Origin of the sequence: Vannielia litorea, assembly GCF_019801175.1 — a bacterium.
Classification (GTDB): Bacteria; Pseudomonadota; Alphaproteobacteria; order Rhodobacterales; family Rhodobacteraceae; genus Vannielia; species Vannielia litorea_B.
On sequence record NZ_JAHVJR010000001.1, the window covers coordinates 2,179,229 to 2,199,236 of the forward strand.

A 20,008-nucleotide genomic window follows, 5' to 3' on the forward strand; every position below is an offset into this window, starting at 1 on the left:
CGCGCTCAGGCCGGGGCGTTCAGCGCCGCGGCCACCTGATCCTTCAGATGCATCCGCTCCTTGCGCATCTCCAGCATGTGAAAGTCATCTGTCGGCTCCACGTTGGTCTCCGCCCGGTGGATCGCGCGGTTCAGCTCGTGGTAGCGGTCCACCATCCGGGCAAAATGCGCATCCGTCTGTTTCAACGCCGAAAGTTCGGCCTCCTTGCCCGGAAACTCCTCAGCCAGTTCATGCGGGGTGTTCTGCGACATCACTCTCTCCTGTTTTTTCCGCCCCCAACCTGCCCGCTCCCTGCCCGCACCGCCTTGATGTGGATCATGCGGCGCAGGGGCCGCATCCCCCACAGCGCTCTTGCGCTTTTCCCCTCCGTCACCTATCCCGCGCCGGAACTGAAAGAGACTGCACCATGCCCCTTCTGGTGATGAAATTCGGCGGCACCTCCGTCGCCACCCTCGACCGCATCCGCCGCGCCGCCAAACGCGTGGGCCGCGAAGTTGCCGCAGGCTACGACGTGATCGTCATCGTCTCCGCCATGTCCGGCGAGACCAACAAGCTCGTCGGCTTCGTCGAGGAAACCTCGCAGCTCTACGATGCCCGCGAGTATGACGCCGTGGTCAGCTCCGGCGAGCAGGTGACGGCGGGCCTGATGGCGCTCACCTTGCAGGAAATGGATGTGCCCGCACGCAGCTGGCAGGGCTGGCAAGTGCCGCTCAAAACCACCAACGCCCATGCCGCCGCCCGGATCGAAGAGATCCCGACCGATAACATCATGGCCAAGTTCGGCGAAGGCATGAAGGTCGCCGTGGTCGCGGGCTTTCAGGGCATTGGCCCCGATGGCCGCATCACCACGCTGGGCCGGGGTGGCTCCGATACCACCGCCGTCGCCTTCGCCGCCGCCTTCGAGGCCGAGCGCTGCGATATCTACACCGATGTCGACGGCGTCTACACCACCGACCCGCGCATCACCGGCAAGGCCCGCAAGCTCGAAAAGATCGCCTTCGAGGAGATGCTCGAACTGGCCTCGCTCGGGGCAAAGGTGCTGCAAACCCGCTCTGTCGAGCTGGCCATGCGCTACAACGTGCGCCTGCGGGTGCTGTCGAGTTTTGAAGAACAATCGGATGAAGCGGGCACACTGATCTGTGCCGAGGAGGATATCGTGGAAAGCAAAGCCGTGAACGGCGTGGCCGCAAGCCGCGAAGAAGCCAAGATGACCCTGATTTCCGTGGCCGACCGCCCCGGCATCGCCGCCGCCATCTTCGGCCCGCTCTCCGAGGCGGGCGTGAACGTCGACATGATCGTTCAGAACATCTCCGAAGAGGGTCGCACCGACATGACCTTCTCCTGCCCGATCAACCAGGTCGCCCGCGCCGAAAAGGCGCTGAACGACATCAAGGAAAAGGGCGGGCTGAACTTCCGCGAGATCGTGGCCGATACCGATGTCGCAAAGATCTCCGTGGTCGGCATCGGCATGCGCTCGCAGTCCGGCGTGGCCGCCAAGATGTTCAAGACGCTCTCCGACGAGGGCATCAACATCAAGGTCATCGCCACCTCCGAGATCAAGATCTCCGTACTGGTCGACCGCAAGTACACCGAGCTCGCCGTGCAGGCCTTGCACGATGCGTTCGAGCTGGAAAAGGCCTGAGCCGATGTGGCGTCGGCTCGCCTCCGCCGTAGGTCGCCGGCTCGGCGCCGCCGATCAGGCCGCGCCCGAGGCAGAGGTTGCTGAGGCCGCCACGCCTGAGGCGGCGGCACCCGAAGCCCCCGCGCCCGCGCCGGAAGCGGCCAACGGCGAGGCCGCCTTCGCCCCGCTTCTCACCCTCATGGCCGAGGCCTGTGCCGCCTACCCCGCCGATCTCCGCAAGGAAGGCTTCGGCGATCTGGCGACCCGCTTTGCCGCCTGTTTCGAAGAGGCCGGCTGGGTGTCCGCCGAGCCGCAGCCGCTGGATGACCGCGCCGCCGCCCGCGCACTCCTCGGCCCCGATGGCCTCGCGCTGCACAGCGATGATCTGCCCGCTGGCGCCACATGGGCCAGCCTTGCCGAAAGCCGCAGCCAGTCCGAGGCCCGCGTGCTGAACGGCGCCAAGGATCAAACCCGCCTGACCGGCTTCGAGCTGCCCGGCGCGGCCCGCGCCACCCTGATGCACCGCGACACCGACAGCTGGAACGCGCTCATCGCCGTCGAGATCGTGCTGCAAGACGGCCCGGTGCCCGATGTCGCCGCCTTGGCCCGCGACCCGCAGCTTGCCGGTTTTTCGCACCTCACCTGCACCAGCGGTGAAGACCTCACGCCCATGGGCCTCTACGTCCATGCCCTCGCGCCCCGGCCCACCGCCAACTGGCCGCACACCGGGCTGGCCATCGGCCTGCGCCACCCCGAGGTGCCCGAGCACCAGCAGGAGGCCTTTGCCGCCTGCCCTGCAGGCCTCATCCTGTTCCAGCTCACCGAGCCGCGCGACGACGCCTGATCGGCGCCCCGCGCGGCCTCCGCGCAAAGCCTGCCTCTTCCGCAGGCGCGCGCCGTGAGCCAAGGCACAACTTCGCCGCCATTCGCGCCCGCCGGTGTTTCGCCGCACCGCCGCGTCAAAAGCCGTTTCGCAACCCCCGCGCGATGGTCTATACCCTCTCTTCGGAACGGCCCGCGCACGGGGCCGCGATGAATGGGGCAGAATGCCAGAACCGCATCAACCCGGCAGCCGCAAGCTGCTCAAGCGCCTACGCGAAACTCTCTCCGAGGCCGGAGAGGGGCAGGAACGGCTCGACGCGATCACCTCGCTGATCGCCTGCGAAATGGCCACCGATGTGTGCTCCATCTACCTGTTCCGCGATGCCGACACGCTGGAACTCTGCGCCACCGAGGGCCTAAAGCCCGAGGCCGTGCACCAGACCCGGATGCGCCTTGGCGAGGGCCTCGTGGGCCGCGTCGCCCTGCGCACCACGCCGATCAACACCGCCGACGCGCCTGCCGAGCGTGGCTTCCGCTACATGCCGGAAACCGGCGAAGAGCGATATTCCGCCTTTCTCGGCGTGCCGATCCAGCGGCTCGGCGAGCGCCTCGGCGTGCTGGTCGTGCAAAGCCGAGAGGCCCGCGCCTATTCCGATGATGATGTCTATGGCCTCGAAGTGGTGGCCATGGTGCTGGCCGAGATGGCCGAGCTGGGCATGTTCCAAAGCTCGGCGGATGGCATGTCGGCCCGCCACACCCACCCGGTCCTGTTCCGCGGCGGCACCGGGCAGGAGGGGGCCGCCGAGGGCCGCGTCTATCTTCACGAGCCGCGCGTGGTGGTCACCAACCCCATCGCCGACGATGCCGAGGCCGAGGTCGAGCGCCTGCGCGAGGCGGTCGACAAGCTGCGCTACTCGGTCGACGAGATGCTCTCCGCCGCGCCACTTGGCGAGGGCGACCAGCGTCAGGTGCTCGAGGCCTACCGCATGTTCGCCAACTCCAAGGGCTGGTTGAAGCGGATGGAAGAAGACATCGGCCGCGGCCTCTCCGCCGAGGCAGCGGTGGAAAAGGAGCAATCGGCAGCCCGTGCCCGGATGGAGCAGGTGCCCGACGCCTACCTCCGCGAGCGCCTGCACGATCTCGACGATCTCTCAAACCGCCTCCTGCGCCTGCTCACCGGGCAGGGGCAGGATGACGGCTCCGAAATGCCCGGCAACCCGGTGCTGGTGGCCCGCAACATCGGGCCGGGCGAGCTGCTGGCCTATGGCCGCAAGCTGCGCGGCATCGTGCTCGAGGAGGGCTCGGTCGGCTCCCACGCTGCCATCGTGGCCCGCGCGCTGGCCATTCCCTTGGTGATTCACGCCAGCCGCATCACCACCGAGGCGCTCAACGGCGACCCGATCCTCGTCGATGGCGATCAGGGCATCGTCCACCTGCGCCCCGAGGAAACCGTGCAAAACGCCTTCCGCGACAAGATCGCGATGCGCGCCAAGGCGGTCGAGCGCTATGCCTCCATCCGCGACCTGCCCGCGACCGACAAGTCGGGCGCCACGGTCGCGCTCCACATGAACGCCGGGCTTATGGCCGATCTGCCCTCCCTGCCCTCCTCCGGCGCCGAGGGCGTGGGCCTCTTCCGCACCGAGCTGCAATTCCTGATCCGCAATCAGGTGCCCCGCCGCGGCGAGCTGGCCGCGCTCTATTCCCGCGTGCTCGACGCCGCGCAGGGCAAACGCGTGGCCTTCCGCACCCTCGATATAGGCTCCGACAAGGTGCTGCCCTACATGAAGCCGCAGGACGAGCCCAACCCGGCCATGGGCTGGCGCGCCATCCGCGTGGGTCTCGACAAGGCCGGCGTCATGCGCATGCAGCTTCAGGCCCTGATCCGCGCCTCTTGCGGGCGGCCTATGTCGGTGATGTTTCCCTTCGTGGCGCAGCTGTCGGAGTTCACCGAAGCGCGCGACCACCTGATGCGCGAGCTCGAGCGCGAGGACCGGCTGGGCCACACCCTGCCCGAGAGCGTCGAGGTCGGCGCGATGCTGGAAACCCCCTCGCTCGCCTACGCGCCGCAAAAGTTCTTCGAGCTGGCCGATTTCATCTCCATCGGCGGCAACGACCTCAAGCAGTTCTTCTTCGCCGCCGACCGCGAGAACGAGCGCGTGCGGCACCGGTACGATTGCCTGAACGTGTCGTTCCTCAGCTTCCTCGAATGGATCGTGATGCGCTGCGATGCCACCGGCACCCCGGTCAGCTTCTGCGGCGAGGATGCCGGCCGCCCGCTGGAGGCCGCCTGCTTCTCCGCCATCGGGCTGCGCTCGCTCTCCATGCGTCCCGCCTCCATCGGCGCGGTCAAATCGCTCCTGCGCCGGATCGACCTGAGCGAGCTGCGCAAGGTGATCGAAACCGCCCGCACCGAGGGCGAGCAATCGGTCCGCGCCCGCGTCGAAGCCTGGCTGATCGACAACACCGATCCGGAATAGCCCCGCACTCGGGCGCTTCAGCCCGCCCCCGTCTCAGCGATACCGGCTCACCTCCAGCCCGCTGCCCACCGGCAGGGTCACGCTGGCCATGCCCAGCACCGCGCGGACAGCGTCGATGTACTGCGCCATCAACTCCCGCTCGGGCCGCACATTGTCGGCCACCACGATGGCGCCGGGGTTCAGCTTGGGCACGAAAGCCTCAAGGCACGGGATGTAGAGATCCTTCCACAGATCCAGCAGCACGAAATCGATGCGCTCCGCCATCTCCCCGATCATTTCCACCGCATCGCCGACACGAAAATCCACATATTCCGCCAGCCCCGCCTTGGCCGACATCTCCGTTGCATAGGCCGATTTTTCGGCGCTGATCTCCATGGTAATCAGCCGTCCGCCCGCCGCCCGCGCGGCCTCGGCCAACCAGATGCCGGAGTAGCCATAGGAGGTGCCGATCTCCAGAATCACCGGCGCCTCGATGCTCTTGGCCAGAATGTTGATCAGCCGCCCGGTCTCGGGGCCAACGGCCAGCAGCCGGTCGTCCAGTGCCAGTTGCCCGGCCGGGGCCGCCCGCTCCTCTTCGCGGCGGGCATGGTAGCGGTCGAGAACTTCGGTGATGTCGGGGGTCATGCGCGCTCCTTCAGGCTGCCTGTGCCGGTTCAACGCGCCGCGCCGAGGTTTCCGCCGTCGCTCAGGCCCACTTTTCCACGTCGCCCGCAACGCCGCCCCAGTCGCCCACGCCCAGCACCCGCTCGGGGTTGGTCGGCGGCGGCATCACCACGGCGCCCAGCTTTTCGAAGCCGAAACGCGCGTAATAGGGCGCATCGCCCACCAGCATGACCCGCGTCCAGCCCAGCGCCCACGAACGCTCAAGGCTCTCGGTGATGAGCCAGGCCCCCAGCCCCTCGCCCTGCCGGGTGGCATGCACGGCGACCGGCCCGAGCAGCAGCGCCTCGGCGCCGCCCACGCGCACGGGCCAGTAGCGGATCGCCCCGGCCACGATGCCCAGACTGTCGCGCGCCACAAGGCAAAGCCCAGCCACGGGGGCCACATCGTCGCGCAGCCGGTAAGAGGAGAGCGCCTCGCGCCCGGGCGCGAAACAGCTGTCATAGAGGGCTTCCACCTCCCAACGGTCCTCCGCCCGCTCCTCGCTCAGCCCGTATCCGATCACCCCTGCCGCCTCTTCCGCACGCCGTTCCGCCCGCCTTTCCGCACTGGCAGCCCCCTAGCATGCGGGCTACCTTCCCGCAAACGCCCCAAGGAGAGCGCATGTTCTACACCCCCGAAGATGGCCACGGCCTGCCGCACAACCCCTTCAACGCCATTGTCTCACCCCGCCCCATCGGCTGGATCAGCTCGCGCGGGGCGGAGGGCCACGACAATCTCGCCCCCTACTCCTTCTTCAACGCCGTGGCCTACGTGCCGCCGCAGGTCATGTTCTGCTCCACCGGCACCAAGGATTCACTGATGAACATCCGTGAGACGGGCGTGTTCTGCGTGAACATCGTCGAGGCGGCGGCCCGCGACGTGATGAACGCCACCTCCGCCGCCCACCTGCCGCAGGTCGACGAATTCGAGAAAGCCGGGATCGAGAAGGCCGAATGCGACACCATCGTCTGCCCCCGCGTGGCCTCCGCGCCCGCCAACCTCGAATGCCGCGCGATCAAGTTCATCCAGTTGGAGGGGAAGGACAACCACATGGTCATCGGCGAGGTGACAGGCGTGCACATCCGCGAGGACTGCCTCGTGAACGGCCGGTTCGACGTGACCACCTTCCAGCCCCTCTCCCGGCTCGGGTATCGCGACTACGCTGTGGTGGAGAACGTCTTCGAGCTCACCCGCCCTGACGACTGACCGCTCGATGGGTTTCCCGGAGCGCCAAATAAGATTTGAGGCCTCCGGCGGGAGATATTTGGAGCAAGAAAATTATCAGGGTGGTGGCACACTAGATGCGCCTTGCGCCATTCCCTGACTAGGTTAGGCCAACGCGACCAAAGGGACATCAGCGCGGCCCAAAGGCAGCAAGCTACATCGCAGCGCACAACCCTGACCTACCCGGCTGGCCGGTGCCGCGCGACCAACGCGAACCGCTAAAATCTAAATCAAATGCCCGCTTCTGTGCCCGGCCAGTGGCGAACCCCGCCGCCGGGACGGTTCAGAACCAGCGACGGCGGGGCATTTCCTTGCACGGCCATCGGCTTCCCAGCCTGTACCGTGGCCCCAGCATGGCGCTTTAAGGTTAACGGCGCGTTACTATCAGCCCATTTTCTTGCTGAAAATATCTCCGGGGGTCGCCGTTGTGGCGCCATTGGTTCGAGCCCAATGGCGACGGGGGGCTGGCCCCCCACTGGAAGGCGCTGTGTAGGTTGGCGCCCAAGAAGGCACGGCAAGTCCCGCCCCAATCCTCACGTCACCGCGCCCCGCTCGGCAAACCGCGGCTCGCGCCACTCGCCGCTCTCCAGCACATCGCGCAGCGCCAGCACCGCCCGCGCCACCTCCTCGAAGCTCAGGTACAGCGGCGCGAAGCCAAAGCGCAGCACGTCCGGCGCGCGGAAGTCCCCGATCACACCCCGCGCGATCAGCGCCTGAATGATCTCGTAGCCGTTGGGGTGGCGGAACGACACCTGGCTGCCCCGCGCCTCCGCCTCCCTCGGTGAACCCAGCTCCAGCCCCGGGCACAGCGCCTCGACCCAGCGCACGAAGGCATCCGTCATCGCGCGGCTCTTCGCCCGCACCCCGGCCATATCCACCCCGTCCCAGTCGTCCAGCGCGCCTGACAGCGTGCGCATCGAGAGCACCGGCTGGGTGCCGGCCAAAAAGGCCTTCACCCCTTCCGCCGCCGCATAGCCCGGATCGAAGGCGAAAGGTCGGGCGTGGCCCCACCAGCCGCTCACCGGCTGGCGGATCTGCCCGTGGTGGCGCTCCGCGGCATAGACGAACCCCGGCGCCCCCGGCCCTCCGTTCAGGTACTTGTAGGTGCAGCCCACGGCAAAATCCGCGCCATCCCGATCCAGCGCCACTTCCAGCGCCCCGGCGGAATGCGACAGGTCCCAGACCGCCAGAGCACCCGCCTCCTGCGCCAGCACACTCAAGGCGCTCATATCCCGCACCGCGCCCGTCCGGTAATCCACCTGGTTCACCAACATGGCGGCAACCTCGCCAGAAAGAGCCGCCTCCACCGGCCCCTCGGCCAGCACCAGCCGCGCCCCCGCCGCCGCGCAGACCCCTTCCGCGATGTACAGATCAGTAGGAAAGCTCGTCGCCTCCGCCAAAATCACCCGCCGGTCCGGGCGCAGTGTCAAACAGGCGTGCAGCACCTTGTAGAGGTTCACCGAAATCGTGTCGCAGCAGGCCACCGAGCCCGCACGCGCCCCGATCAGCCGCCCGATCCTGTCGCCCAGCGCCATCGGCATCTCGAACCAGCCCGCCGCGTTCCACGAGCGGATCAGCCCCTCGGCCCATTCCTCCCGCGCCGCCACGTCGAGCGCAGCCAGCGCCGCATGGCTCGCGGGGCCGAGCGAATTTCCATCAAGGTAGATGACCCCCCCGGGGATCAGGTAACGCGCCCGCCTCTCGGCGAGCGCATCGGCGGCGTCGAGCGCGCGAGCGTCAGAAATCAGGTCCATCCGCGGAGCCTCGCACGGCCCCGCGCGGCCCGCCAGCCTAATGCGCGTCGCCGAAGAGCCCCGTCTGCACCGGGTAGTTGGCGGCCACCTGGTATTCCGGGTCGTCCTCGCTCTTCTCCACGATCAGCCCGGTCTGGCTCAGCAGCTTGCGGCAATCCCGGCTGAGGTGCCGAAGGTGCAGCTCCTTGCCCTCTTCGAGGTACTTCTTCGCCATCCCTTCGATCGCCGAAAGCGCCGTCTGGTCAGCCACCCGGCTCTCGGCGAAATCGACGATCACCACCTTCGGGTCGTCCTTCGGGGTGAACAGCTCGGTGAACCCGTCCGCCGAGCCAAAGAACAGCGGCCCGACGACCTGATACACCTTTGCGCCTTCCGGAGTGGTGTAGCTCTTCGCGGTGATCCGCTTTGCGTTCTGCCACGCGTAATGCAGGGCCGACACGATCACGCCGACGACCACCGCCACCGCGAGGTCTTCCAGCACCGTGACGACCGTCACGAGGATGGTAACGAAGCTGGCGAACTTGGTGCTCACCCGCATGATCCGGAAGGTGTTCCACGCGAAGGTGCCGATCACCACCATGAACATCACGCCCACCAGAGCGGCCAGCGGGATCTGCTCGATCAGCGGCGAGGCGAACAGGATGAACGACAGCAAAAACAGCGCCGCCGCAATCGCCGCCAGCCGGGTCCGGCCGCCGGATTTCACGTTGATCATCGACTGCCCGATCATCGCGCAGCCGCCCATGCCGCCGAAAAAGCCGGTCACCGTGTTGGCCATACCCTGCGCCACGCACTCTTTCGAGGCGCCGCCGCGCTGGTCGGTCATCTGGTTCACGAGGTTCAGCGTCAGCAGGCTCTCGATCAGGCCGATGGCCGCGAGGATCAGCGCATAGGGGAAGATGATGTAAAGCGTCTCGAGGTTCAGCGGCGCCAGCGGCGTGCCATAGAGCCCATCGCCCTCGCCAAACGGCACATGAAACGGTGGCAGCGTGCCGGCGATGGAGGCCATGTCGCCCACCCGCGGGACGGGGATGTTGAACACGATCACGAGGATCGCCACAATCCCGATGCCCGCCAGCGGCGCCGGGATCACGTTGGTCACCTTCGGCAGGCCCCAGATGATCAGCATGGTCAGCGCCACAAGGCCCAGCATCAGCATCAGCGGCCCGCCCGAGAGCCATTCGCCATCGCCGCCCGGCACCTTGAACTGCCCGAGCTGCGCCAGAAAAATAACAATCGCCAGCCCGTTCACGAAGCCCAGCATTACCGCATGGGGCACCAGCCGGATGAACCGCCCGAGGTGAAAGATCCCTGCCGCGATCTGCAAGATCCCCATCAGGATCACCGTGGCGAAGAGGTATTCCACCCCGTGCTCCACCACCAGCGCCACCATCACCACCGCCAGCGCGCCCGTCGCGCCCGAGATCATGCCGGGCCGCCCGCCGAAGACCGCCGTAATCAGGCCCACGATGAAGGCGGCGTAGAGGCCCACCAACGGGTGCACATGGGCGACAAAGGCAAAGGCCACCGCCTCGGGCACCAGCGCCAGCGCCACCGTGAGGCCCGAGAGCACCTCGGTCTTGACCCGCGCGGCCACCGGCTCGTCGCCCTGCCGAAAGTCTCCCATCAGCCCCTTGGCAAAGGCGAAATACGGGCTCTTGCCCGCGCGTGGCGTGTCACTCATGTTGTCTCTTCCGGCTGGCTCGGCGGTTCGCTGCGCTGCGGCTAGCATGTTTGCGCTAGCGGCAAAACCCCTGCACGGTGTCGCAGGGCCGGGTTAACCAAAATGCTTGCAGGGTTGCGCCGGATTGGGCTCCATCGGGGCATTCGCAAAGGGATACGGCATGAAACGGATGATCGGCATAATCGGCGGCTCGGGGCTTTACGACATCGCGGGGCTGGAAGATGCCCGCTGGCAGCACCTAGATACGCCCTGGGGCAAACCCTCGGACGCGGTCTTCACCGGCACCCTCGACGGCGCGCCACTGGCCTTCCTGCCCCGCCACGGGCGCGGCCATGTGCATACGCCCTCCACCGTGCCCTACCGCGCCAACATCGCCGCGCTCAAGATGCTCGGCGTGACCGATGTGGTGAGTATCTCCGCCTGCGGGAGCTTCCGCGAGGAGATGGCGCCGGGCGATTTCGTGCTCGTCGACCAGTTCATCGACCGCACCTTCGCCCGCGAAAAGAGCTTCTTCTCCTCCGGCTGCGTCGCGCATGTCAGCATGGCCCACCCGACCTGCGCCCACCTCGGCGCCGATCTTGCCGAGGCCGCCCGCAGCGCTGGGGCCACGGTTCACCCGCGCGGCACCTATCTGGCCATGGAAGGACCGCAATTTTCCTCCGTCGCGGAGTCGAAGATGTATCGCGGCTGGGGCTGCGACGTGATCGGGATGACCAACATGCCCGAGGCCAAACTCGCCCGCGAAGCCGAGCTTTGCTACGCCTCGCTGGCAATGATCACCGACTATGACAGCTGGCACGAGGGCCACGGCACCGTGGACATCACCGAAATCATCGCCACCCTCCACGGCAACTCCGCCCGCGCCAAGGACACCATCGCCGCCCTCCCCGCCCGCCTCGGCCCCGAGCACACGCCCTGCCCACACGGCTGCGACACCGCCCTCGAACACGCCATCATGACCGCCCCCGAAGCCCGCGACCCCGCCCTCATCGAAAAGCTGAAAACCATCGCCGCCCGCGTCCTTTAGGTCACGGCCCGTCCTTGCCACCCCGCCCGACCCTGCGCCTACCCCCGGTCCCCCCGCTGCCGCAGCCGCGTCTGCCGCAGGGTCTCCACCAGCATCGCCGCCAGCAGGGCAAACACCAGCAGCCCGTTCGCCGCCGCCAGCCCGCCCAGCAGCCGCCACTCCAGCGGCAGGAGGATGTCGCCGAACCCGAGCGTGGTGAAGGCCACCAGCGCGAAATACACCGAGGCCTCCAGCGTCACGAAGACCCCCAAGGCCCAGAGCGCCAGCGCCCAGATCCAGACCGCGGCGGTCATCACCACCAACGTCCAGAGCATCACCGCAACGACCGCCGCCACCAGCCGCGGCCCCTGCGGCGGGCGGATCACCCAGCCGTGGATGCGGGCCAAGAATGCCTCCAGCCCCCAGAGCGACAGCGCCGCGACCACCGTGGTCGCCGCCATGATCGCCGAGCCGAGCAGCAGCTGGATCAGCACCCGTCGCCCCCTTCGATCTCCGACACCTCCCGCCCGGGCCGCGCACGGTAGCGCGGCAGCGACAGGCCCCACCAGAGGCCCGCCGCCCGCAAGCCCAGCGCCACCGCAAAGCCCGCCACCAGCGCCAGCTCCCGGCCCAGCCCGGCCATGTCGGCCATTGCCAGCACCAAGGCGCCCGCAAAGGCCGCCGTCACATAGATTTCCCGCCGCAGGATCACCGGCTCCTCGCCTCCCAGCAGGTCGCGCAGGATGCCGCCGAAGGAGGCCGTCGCCACCCCCATCGCCACGGCAACCGAGGGCCCCGCCCCCGCATCCAGCGCCCGCTCCGCGCCGGTGACGGCAAAGAGCGCCAGCCCCACGGCGTCGAACCACAGCAGCACCCGGTAGCGCGAGGCCGGGATGTGGGCCACGAAGAACACGAGCGCCCCCACGCCCGCGCAGACCAGCAGCACCTCGGGCCGCACCACCCAGAACACCGGCGCCAGCCCCAGCACGAGGTCACGCAGCGTTCCGCCCCCCACGCCAGTCACCACCGCGAGCAGCACAAAGCCCACCACGTCCATCTCCTTGCGTGAGGCCACCAGCGCCCCGGTCACCGCAAAGACGCAAAGCCCGAACCAATCCAGAACCGCCGTCACCGTCTCGAACATCAGCCGCCCTCCTGCCTCTACCTGACCCTGCGCACCCAATAGGCGCAACCCGTTGGGTGGGCAATCTGCCCGCCTGCCCCTAACCGCGCCCTATCACTCCACATGCCGCCCATTGACCCGCCCCGCCCCCCGTGGCTTCCTCCCCGCAAAAGGAGACCCGCCCATGCCCCTCGACCTCTGGCTCGCCTTCGCCGCCGCCTCGACCGCCCTGCTGCTGATCCCCGGCCCCACCGTGCTGCTGGTGCTCTCCTATGCGCTGAGCCAGGGCCGGCGCACCGCGCTGGCCTGCGCCACCGGGGTCGCCGCAGGCGACCTGATCGCCATGAGCGCCTCCCTCGCGGGCCTCGGCGCCCTCGTCGCCGCCTCCGCCACGGCCTTCACCCTGCTCAAATGGGCCGGGGCAATCTACCTCGCCTACCTCGGCCTCAAGCTCCTGCGCGCGCCCGCCGCCAGCCTCGACCGGCCAGAGGCAGAACCGGCACGCCCCGCCACCATCTTCCGCCACGCCGCCACCGTGACTGCGCTGAACCCCAAGTCGATCGCCTTCTTCATCGCCTTCGTCCCGCAGTTCGTCATGCCCGCGCAGCCGCTGCTCCCGCAGTTCGCAATCCTCACCGCCACCTTCGTCACCCTCGCGGCCCTCAATGCCTTGGCCTACGCGCTCGCCGCCGACCGCCTCCGCGCCACCATCCGCCGCCCCGCCGTGCTGACATGGCTCACTCGTGCGGGCGGCGGCGCGCTCCTCGCCATGGCCGCCGCCACCGCCACCCTCCGCCGCGCGTGACCGCCCCCAAACACATCCTCCTCCTCGGCGCCGATGGCTTCATCGGCCGCCACGTCGCCTATGCCGCCCGCGCGGCAGGGTACCGCGTTACCTGCATCGCCCGCCGCACCTCAGCCCTGAAGGCCCTCGGCTTCGAAACATTCCAAGCCGACCTCACCGCCGAGAAATGGCACAGCGCCTCCTCCTGGAAAGACCTCGCCCGCACCGCCCACGGCGTTATCAATTGCGCGGGCCTGCTCACCGGCTCCCCCGCCGCCTTCGCCGCCGTCCACGAGCACGCCCCCGCCGCGCTCTACGATGCCCTGCCCCACGGCGGCTTCCTCACCCTGCTCTCCGCCACTGGCATAGAGGCCGAGACTCCCTTCGCCGAAGCCCGCCGCACCGGCGAACTCACGGCCAAGCTCGCCTCCGAGAACGGGCGCCACCGCCTCACCATCCTCCGCGCCGGCCTCGTGCTCGGCGACGGTGCCTACGGCGGCTCCGCCGTCCTCCGCGCCCTCGCCGCCTTCCCCTTCCTGATGCCCGTGCTCGGACGCGGCAAACACCGGTTCAACCCCTGCCACGCCGAGGATCTCGCCCAACGCCTCCTCGCCGCCACCGAAGAGGACAACGGCCCCCAGCCGATCCCCACCGGCGGGGCCGACACGCTAACCCTCAAGGAACTCACCGCCGCCACCCGCGCCCACCTCGGCCTCCGCCCCGTGCCCTCGCTCCCCGTCCCGATGCCCCTCGCCCGCCTCCTCGGGCGACTGGGCGACGCCATGCGCGCCGGCCCCTTCTCCACCACCGCGCTGGCACAACTCGAACATGGCGTCCTCGCCCCCACCTCCACGCCCCTCCCCGGCGCATCCACCTTCATCGCCCGCAGGCCGCCCACCCCGGCAGACCTCTGGCACGCCCGCCTCTACCTGCTCCGCCCGGTGCTGCGCCTCACCCTCTGCCTGCTCTGGCTGGTCTCCGGCCTGCTCGGCCTCTTCGCCCCGCCCGCCAGCTACCTGCCCGACCTCGCCGCCACCGGCCTGCCGCCAGACACCCTCACCCATGCCGCCCGCGCCTTCGGCCTGCTCGACCTCGCCCTCGCCGCCGCCGTCTTCCGCAACTGGCGCCCGCGCCTCACCTTCTGGGCGCAGGCCCTGCTCATCACTGGCTACACCGCAGGCCTCACCGCAATCGCGCCCCACCTCTGGCTCGATCCCTACGGCGCCCTGTTGAAGAACCTGCCCATCCTCGCCCTCCTGCTCACCACCCGCGCCCTCGACACCGAGCGTTAAGCCCGCATCAAGATTAATCGCCTCGCCCCGCCCTTCATCTTGGCTCAAATATCTCCGGGGGGTGCGGGGGGCAGGCCCCCCGCTCCAACGCCAACCAAGGCACCACCGCATGGACCTCTACGAAACCCTCAAATGGCTCCACATCCTTTCCTCCACGGTGCTCTTCGGCACCGGGATCGGGACCGCCTTCCAGATGGTCATGGCCATGCGCACGCAGAACCCCCAAACCGTGGCCCACACGGCAAACCACGTCGTGCTGGCCGACTGGCTCTTCACCACTCCGGCAGGCATCGCCCAGCCGCTCACCGGCCTCGGCCTGATCCACGCCGCCGGATACAGCCTCACCGAGCCCTGGCTGCTCGCCACATACGCCCTCTACCTGCTGGCCTTCGCCTGCTGGGCGCCCGTGGTGCACCTGCAAATCGGCATCCGCAACGCCGCCCGCACCGCCGCCGCCACAGGCCAGCCCCTGCCCGCCTCCGCCCTCCGCGCCTACCGCATCTGGTTCGCCCTCGGCTGGCCCGCATTCGCCGCGCTCACCGCCGTCTTCTGGCTCATGGTCTCCAAGCCGCAGCTCTGGTGACCCCTTCTCATCCGCGGCCCCGCCCGCTACCAATGAGCCGACCGACACGGGAGACAACCATGAACCGCACCTTCCTCGCCGCCGCCCTCTGCATGGCCACCACCGCGCCCGCGCTCTCCGAGGCCTACATGATGGGCACCGGCCGCTGGACCTGCGAGCGCGCCCGCGCCGCCTTCGTCACCCAGAACGTGACCGATCAGGCCCAGGTCGCCGGCTGGATTCTCGGCTATTGGTCCCACGCCTCCATCGACAAGCCCACCGCCTTTCTCGACAAGATGCAGGAAGTCGGCGGCACCAAGATCGTCGAGATCACCCTCGCCGAATGCCAGAAGAACCCCAACGCGATGCTCTTTCAGGTGACCGAGGCGATCCTCCAGAACTCGCTGAACGAGCAGGACGAGAGCGGCGCGGCGTCCGAGTAGGCGGTTCTGACACCGATGAAATCCGTCGCCGACTACATCCGCACCATCGCCGATTTCCCCCATGAGGGGATCATGTTCCGCGATGTCACCACGCTCTTTGCTGACCCGCGCGGCATGCGGCTCTGCATCGACCAGATGCTTCACCCCTACGCCGGCGCGCCGATCGACAAGGTCGTGGGTCTCGAGGCCCGCGGCTTCATCCTCGGCGGCGCTATCGCCCACCAACTCGGCACCGGCTTCGTGCCGATCCGCAAGAAGGGCAAGCTCCCCGGCACGGTGATCTCCGAGGCCTACACGCTGGAATACGGCGAGGCGGTGATGGAGGTGCATGACGACGCCATCGCGGCGGGCGAGCGCATCCTGCTGGTCGATGACCTGCTCGCCACCGGCGGCACGGCGGAGGCCGGGATCAAGCTGGTCGAACGCCTCGGCGGCGTCATCACCGGCTGCGCCTTCATCGTCGACCTCCCCGACCTCGGCGGCCGCAAACGCCTCGAAGGCCTCGGCATGGAGGTCCACGCCCTCACCGCTTACGAGGGCCACTGACGGTGCGGGGCGGGACTTGTCCCGGCTCCCCGCCATATCCCTAACGCAAGCCGGTCAGCGCCGTCCCGTGGGGTGGCGCTCACAACGGCCGTGCGTGCCACTTTATCGCACAGCAGTCATCTTACCTCCGAGGTCACCCCCAACCTCACCAAAAGCGCCGCCCCGTCACGCCAAAGGCGTGCCGATCATAATGCGGCGCACCTTCGGTGCGACGGGCGGGACGGCGCTGCCCGGCGCCTTACAGCGCGCACCGGGCTAAGCACTTTCCATAACCGGCACGCTATAGGCCGCTCCCCACCTACCCAGCCGCAATCGCCAGCCCGTCCACCACCGCCGTGAAAGCTTCCGACCGCAGCACCTCCGCGTCTCCGCAAACCCCGCGCATCTCCGCCTCGACAAACCCCATCAGGCTAGACCCGCCCACCAGAACCACCCGGCGCACATCGCCCGGCGCCACCCCGGCCTGCGCCAGCACCTCCCGCGCCGCCGCCCCCAAAGCCGCCCGCGCCTCGCCCAGCACCTCGCCCATCCGCGCCGCGCTCAGCTCCGCCGCCAGCCCCGGCGCGACCATCCCCATGCCGATCCGCCCCTCGCCCGCGTCATTCGCCGCGATCTTCCCGCGCTCCACCGCGAAGGCCAGCTCATGGCCCAACTCGTCCTCCAGCACCCGCGCCAGCCGCCCCAGCCGCTCCGGCTCCACCGCCAGCTTCACCATGCCCGCCACCTCACGCCGCACGTCCGGCGCGTAGAGAAACGGGATCTTCGCCCATGTCGCCAAGTCCACGAACACCGCGCGCGGCACCGGCAGCAGCCCGGGGCCGAACTCCCGGCGCAACTCGCTCCCCATCCCCAGCAGCGGCATCACCTCGGCGACCGAGACCACCCGGTCAAAATCCGTGCCGCCCAGCCGAATGCCGTGGCTCGCCACGATCTCCACCTCCGCGCCGGAGCGGAACACCGTGAAGTCGCTGGTGCCGCCGCCGATATCCACGATCAGCCCCACGCCGCCGGCCTGCCCCATGCTCTGACACGCCCGCGCCGCCGCCTCCGGCTCGGGCATGAACTCGACCTCCTCGAACCCCGCCGCCAGGTAACAGCCGCGCAGGTCCGCCTCGGCCTGCGCATCCTTCTCCGCATCCTCGTGAAACCGCACAGGCCGCCCCGAGAGCGCCCGGGTGAACCGCGCCCGGGTAAACTCTTCCGACCGCTCCCGCACCTGCACCAGAAAGGCCGTGACCACATCGGCCAGCGTCCGCCGCTTGCCCTCGATCAGCCGCTTCTCGTGGAAGAGCGGCACCCCGAGTACGCTCTTCAGCGCCCGCATGTAGCGCCCTTCCTCGCCGCCGATCAGCGCCGCCCCCGCCGCGCTGCCGATCCGCATCGCGCCGCCCCCTTCGGGGAAGAACACCGCCGTCGGCAGCGTCTCCGCGCCCTGCTCCACCGGCAGCCGCCGCACCGCGCCGCCGGCAAAGACCGCCGCCGCCGAGTTCGATGTGCCAAAGTCGATTGCCAGCCTGTCCATCGCCCGTGCTCCCGTCAGAAAGGCGCCGCAGCTACCCCAAGCCCCGCGGGCTGGCAAGCCCCCGCGCACGGGCGGTTAACCCCTGCGAGCTATTCAATTCTGAATATGCATGGAATGTGCATCAGTTGTGCATCGAATGTGTATTGAGGAAATTTGTGGTTAACGGGGTGCGGCCCGGCCACCTATTCATATTTGAATATCGCGCCCGGGTTCAAAATTCCCAATGGATCCAAGGTCTTCTTGATGCTCCGCATCATCTCGATCCGCACCGGGTCACCCCAGCGCTGCAAGTCGCCCACCTTGGCCCGCCCCAGCCCATGCTCCGCGCTGAAGGAGCCCTCCAAATCCGCAAGAAACTGATTTATCACGTCTTTCAGCTCATCCCCGCAGCCCGCCGGATACTCCGCCCGCCGCTTCCCCGCCGCCGGAAAGATGTTGTAATGCAGGTTCCCGTCGCCCATGTGGCCAAAGCAGTTGATCCTGAAATCCCCAGCCTTTCCAATCGCTTCCCCCGCCCGCGCAATGAACTCCGGCACCGCGCTCAGCGGCAGCGAAATATCGTTCGACAGGATCGAGCCCACCTTCCGGTTCCCCTCCGGCAGGCTCTCCCGCATCGCCCACAATTCCGCCCGCTGCCCCTCGCTCGCGGCCACCACGCCGTCAGGCACCAGCCCCGCCTCGTAAGCCTCTGAAAACAGGGCTTCCATCAGCCCGTTTGCATCCTGCCCCGCACTGCATCCCAGCTCGATCAGCACGCACCAATCCGGCACTTCGGCCCAGGGCAGGCGCACCTGCGGCATGTGTTCGGCCAAAAACCTCGGCCCCTGCCCCGCGATCAGTTCAAAGGCCGAAAGTGCAGGCCCTGCAAGGGTTTGCGCCCGGCCCAGCAGCCCCAGCGCCGCCGCCGGGCTCTCCACCTCCAGCACCGCCACCGCCACGCTCTCGGGGCGCGGAAACAGCCGCAGGCTCGCGGCAGTAATCACCCCCAGCGTGCCCTCTGAGCCGATCAGCAGATTGCGCAGGTCATAGCCGGTGTTGTCCTTCCGCAGCCGCTTCAGCCCGCGCATCACCCGCCCATCGGCGAGCACCGCCTCCACGCCAAGGCACAGCTCCCGCGCATTGCCGTAGCGCAGCACGTTCACCCCGCCCGCATTGGTGCCCAGAAGCCCGCCAATCCGGGCCGAACCCTCACTGGCGAGCGACAGCGGGAAGAGCCGTCCGTGCTCTTCCGCAACGCCTTGAACATCAGCCAGAATCGCGCCCGCCTCCACGGTCATCACGCCCTCTTCGGGCCAAATGCCACGCACCGCTTTCATCCGCTCGAGGCTCAGCACCAGCGGCACCGGCCCGTCGGGCGCCACCTGCCCGCCGACCAGCCCCGTGCCGCCGCCGTAGGGCACCACGCCCACGCGCAGCTCGCTGGCCAGCCGCAAGACAGCCGCGACCTCCTCCACTGTGCCGGGGCAAATCACCGCCCCTGCCCGGCCCGTTAACCTGTCTCTCGGTTCTTCGAGGTATCTTTGCTCCACATCGCGAACCACGCCCTGGGGCAGAATTTCGCGAAAACGGTTAACAATCTCGGGGGTCGCATCATTCAGCATAGGGCCATTACGCACGGCCCGCCGCAAAATTCAATCGAAGCCAGAGAGCACCGCAGGCTGCAGCACCACGATCGTGGGGCGTGACGGCAGATCGCGGAGCGACACGGTAAACGAACTGTCAACGCGCCGGTCGATCACGAACTCGCCCGCCATGCCCTCCAGAAACTGCTCCAGCGAGTAGCCCGAAAACCAGTGCATCGGCAGCACGATGGACGAGCGCAGGCGGCTCACGATGCTCTGCATGGTGGCAATGTCCACCGTCATGCCGCCATCCACCGGCGCCATCACCACGTCGAGCCGCCCGAGCGCCGCGTATTGCTCCGCGTTCGGCTCGTGATGCAGGTGGCCAAGATGGCCAATGCACAGCCCCGCAACCTCGAAGACGAAGATCGAGTTGCCATCCTCCTCCACCCCGCCAAAGCCCTGGCGAATATCGGTCGGCACATTGCGGATCAACATTTCCCCAAGGTCGAGGTGATGGTCCGCCGGTCCCTCGCCATCGCCCCAGCCCTTCAGCACGTTCGGGATGCGCGGGTCGGGGTTGGGTGTCCAATGCGAGCTGTGCGCGTGGTTCATCGTCGCCACATCCGGCACCAGATCCTCCGGCCCGAGGTAGCCGTTGTAATCGGTCGCCACCGCCAGCCCGCCCTCGGTCTGGATCACGTAAACCGAATGATCCACGTAGGTGATCCGCACCGCATCCTCGTCCACCGGCGCGGCCCACGAGGCCTTTTGCACATAGGCCATGCCGGGCGTCGCCTCGGCCAGAGCGATGCAATGCGATGGCCGCCGGTCCTGCGCGGCTGCGGTGCTGGCAAATGCGATGAGCCCGGCAAGGGCGGTGAACGGTCTGAGCATGGGCGGCGCCTCCTGCCGCTCACGCTACCGCAAAAAACGGCCCCGTC

The 20,008-nt window shown here is 68.2% G+C and carries 20 protein-coding genes; 10 read left to right on the plus strand and 10 right to left on the minus strand.

From position 1 onward, the window contains the following. Positions 1–5 precede the first annotated feature (5 nt). A complete protein-coding gene (locus KUV38_RS10690) occupies positions 6–251 on the minus strand; it encodes a YdcH family protein (RefSeq protein WP_222470030.1) in 246 nt (81 codons plus the stop codon). Positions 252–406: 155 nt separating this feature from the next. Between KUV38_RS10690 and KUV38_RS10695 the strand changes: the two genes are divergently transcribed. From KUV38_RS10695 to ptsP, 3 genes are all read left to right on the plus strand, one after another. Beyond that, positions 407–1,642, plus strand: a complete 1,236-nt coding sequence (locus KUV38_RS10695; protein ID WP_222470031.1) for an aspartate kinase — start codon at positions 407–409, stop codon at positions 1,640–1,642. Positions 1,643–1,646: 4 nt separating this feature from the next. Beyond that, the gene (locus tag KUV38_RS10700; RefSeq protein ID WP_222470032.1) at positions 1,647–2,465 is read left to right on the plus strand and encodes a hypothetical protein; all 819 of its coding nucleotides are present in this window, start codon (positions 1,647–1,649) and stop codon (positions 2,463–2,465) included. 202 nt (positions 2,466–2,667) lie between these two features. Continuing rightward, positions 2,668–4,920, plus strand: a complete 2,253-nt coding sequence (gene ptsP / locus KUV38_RS10705) for a phosphoenolpyruvate--protein phosphotransferase (protein ID WP_222470033.1) — start codon at positions 2,668–2,670, stop codon at positions 4,918–4,920. Between the two features lie 33 nt (positions 4,921–4,953). Here the strand turns inward: ptsP and KUV38_RS10710 are convergent, their stop codons facing one another. Together KUV38_RS10710 and KUV38_RS10715 are read right to left on the minus strand one after the other, a co-directional pair. Continuing rightward, positions 4,954–5,544 (minus strand): O-methyltransferase, encoded by a 591-nt coding sequence (locus tag KUV38_RS10710; protein ID WP_222470034.1) that lies wholly within the window; start codon positions 5,542–5,544, stop codon positions 4,954–4,956. Between the two features lie 61 nt (positions 5,545–5,605). Further along, positions 5,606–6,085: an N-acetyltransferase gene (locus KUV38_RS10715; RefSeq protein ID WP_315898615.1), complete on the minus strand. Its 480-nt coding sequence runs from the start codon at positions 6,083–6,085 to the stop codon at positions 5,606–5,608. Between the two features lie 98 nt (positions 6,086–6,183). Here KUV38_RS10715 and KUV38_RS10720 point away from each other — a divergent pair, with 98 nt between their 5' ends. Next, positions 6,184–6,768 (plus strand): flavin reductase family protein, encoded by a 585-nt coding sequence (locus KUV38_RS10720; RefSeq protein ID WP_222470035.1) that lies wholly within the window; start codon positions 6,184–6,186, stop codon positions 6,766–6,768. A gap of 551 nt (positions 6,769–7,319) precedes the next feature. Here KUV38_RS10720 and kynU read toward each other — a convergent pair. Then, positions 7,320–8,540, minus strand: a complete 1,221-nt coding sequence (gene kynU, locus KUV38_RS10725; RefSeq protein WP_222470036.1) for a kynureninase — start codon at positions 8,538–8,540, stop codon at positions 7,320–7,322. A 37-nt stretch (positions 8,541–8,577) separates the two neighbouring features. Beyond that, on the minus strand, positions 8,578–10,167 hold the full coding sequence (locus KUV38_RS10730; RefSeq protein WP_222471043.1) for a SulP family inorganic anion transporter: 1,590 nt from the start codon (positions 10,165–10,167) through the stop codon (positions 8,578–8,580). Positions 10,168–10,384: 217 nt separating this feature from the next. Between KUV38_RS10730 and KUV38_RS10735 the strand changes: the two genes are divergently transcribed. Further along, positions 10,385–11,251, plus strand: coding sequence for an S-methyl-5'-thioadenosine phosphorylase (locus KUV38_RS10735; RefSeq protein WP_222470037.1), 867 nt, complete (start codon positions 10,385–10,387; stop codon positions 11,249–11,251). Positions 11,252–11,289: 38 nt separating this feature from the next. On the opposite strand, the gene KUV38_RS10740 is transcribed toward KUV38_RS10735, so the two are convergent. Both KUV38_RS10740 and KUV38_RS10745 read right to left on the minus strand, forming a co-directional pair. Further along, complete coding sequence (locus tag KUV38_RS10740; RefSeq protein ID WP_222470038.1) at positions 11,290–11,724, minus strand: ion channel; 435 nt, start codon at positions 11,722–11,724, stop codon at positions 11,290–11,292. After that, positions 11,718–12,374 carry a trimeric intracellular cation channel family protein gene (locus KUV38_RS10745; RefSeq protein ID WP_222470039.1) on the minus strand — a complete coding sequence of 219 codons (657 nt, stop codon included), beginning with the start codon at positions 12,372–12,374 and terminating at the stop codon, positions 11,718–11,720. Before KUV38_RS10745 ends, KUV38_RS10740 begins: the two co-directional genes overlap by 7 nt. 163 nt (positions 12,375–12,537) lie before the next feature. On the opposite strand from KUV38_RS10745, the gene KUV38_RS10750 reads away from it, so the two are divergent. The 5 genes from KUV38_RS10750 (at position 12,538) to KUV38_RS10770 (ending at position 15,980) form a co-directional block, all read left to right on the plus strand. Further along, entirely contained in the window at positions 12,538–13,158 is a 621-nt protein-coding gene (locus tag KUV38_RS10750) for a LysE family translocator (RefSeq protein ID WP_222470040.1), read from the plus strand. Next, on the plus strand, positions 13,155–14,429 hold the full coding sequence (locus KUV38_RS10755; RefSeq protein WP_222470041.1) for an SDR family oxidoreductase: 1,275 nt from the start codon (positions 13,155–13,157) through the stop codon (positions 14,427–14,429). Before KUV38_RS10750 ends, KUV38_RS10755 begins: the two co-directional genes overlap by 4 nt. Positions 14,430–14,538: 109 nt before the next feature. Then, positions 14,539–15,012: a DUF2269 family protein gene (locus tag KUV38_RS10760; RefSeq protein ID WP_222470042.1), complete on the plus strand. Its 474-nt coding sequence runs from the start codon at positions 14,539–14,541 to the stop codon at positions 15,010–15,012. A gap of 59 nt (positions 15,013–15,071) precedes the next feature. Further along, a complete protein-coding gene (locus tag KUV38_RS10765; protein WP_222470043.1) occupies positions 15,072–15,434 on the plus strand; it encodes an HdeA/HdeB family chaperone in 363 nt (120 codons plus the stop codon). A 15-nt stretch (positions 15,435–15,449) separates the two neighbouring features. Continuing rightward, entirely contained in the window at positions 15,450–15,980 is a 531-nt protein-coding gene (locus KUV38_RS10770; RefSeq protein ID WP_222470044.1) for an adenine phosphoribosyltransferase, read from the plus strand. Positions 15,981–16,278: 298 nt separating this feature from the next. Here KUV38_RS10770 and KUV38_RS10775 read toward each other — a convergent pair whose 3' ends face one another. The 3 genes from KUV38_RS10775 to KUV38_RS10785 form a co-directional block, all read right to left on the minus strand. Continuing rightward, a complete protein-coding gene (locus KUV38_RS10775) occupies positions 16,279–17,502 on the minus strand; it encodes an Hsp70 family protein (RefSeq protein ID WP_222470045.1) in 1,224 nt (407 codons plus the stop codon). A 182-nt stretch (positions 17,503–17,684) separates the two neighbouring features. Further along, complete coding sequence (locus KUV38_RS10780; RefSeq protein WP_222470046.1) at positions 17,685–19,103, minus strand: FAD-binding oxidoreductase; 1,419 nt, start codon at positions 19,101–19,103, stop codon at positions 17,685–17,687. 30 nt (positions 19,104–19,133) lie between these two features. Then, on the minus strand, positions 19,134–19,961 hold the full coding sequence (locus KUV38_RS10785; RefSeq protein ID WP_222470047.1) for an MBL fold metallo-hydrolase: 828 nt from the start codon (positions 19,959–19,961) through the stop codon (positions 19,134–19,136). Positions 19,962–20,008: the final 47 nt, after the last annotated feature.